The organism is Methylobacterium sp. E-041, from assembly GCF_022829665.1.
Classification (GTDB): domain Bacteria; phylum Pseudomonadota; class Alphaproteobacteria; order Rhizobiales; family Beijerinckiaceae; genus Methylobacterium.
Genome location: NZ_JAKSYQ010000033.1, coordinates 1 through 541 on the forward strand (window position 1 = coordinate 1; position 541 = coordinate 541).

Sequence of the window (541 nt, forward strand, 5' to 3'; positions counted from 1 at the left end):
AGCGGATGCGGGACGATGAGCAGAGAGATCATTCCATTGCGCCCGAAGGGGGCTGAGCAATCGGCTCTCGCTCGGATCGATGTCGCCGCCGTAGCGCTCCTGGCCGGGGGCCAAGCTACGAGCCTGCAGGCGGCGCGGGCCGAGGTGATCCTCGCAGACCTGCGGCTACGGCGGGATGAAATGACGGCGTTGCTCTCCGACCTGCGTAGCCGGGAAACGAGTAGGCTACCTCATATCGATGTTGCGAACGCCAATCTCATCGTCGCGATCGTTCAAGGGCTGGTACAGATCGACCTGTTCATCGCGCAGGCCCGTGGCCTCATAGAGAGAACCGAGCAACCGGGTGTTCGCAGCCCCAGGCATCGAGACAGGGGCTGAAAGGCGCCTAGTGCCGGTAGCGCTCGGCGAGGGCCATGAGGGCTCCTGCGAGCTCGGTGAGGTTGGCCGAGGCCGCCTCGACCTCGCGGGTGCCGGCGGCGGTCTGCTGGCTCGCCTGGCGGATGTTCTGCAGGGCGCCCATCACCTGCTCGATGCCGAGCTG

At 66.2% G+C, this 541-nt stretch carries 1 protein-coding gene; it reads left to right on the forward strand.

Annotation, left to right across the window (positions count from 1 at the left end; translation table 11 throughout):
* Window positions 1-378: hypothetical protein (locus MKK70_RS01825; RefSeq protein ID WP_243945567.1), on the forward strand; the 378-nt coding region annotated here is incomplete at its 5' end.
* Window positions 379-541 lie beyond the last annotated feature (163 nt).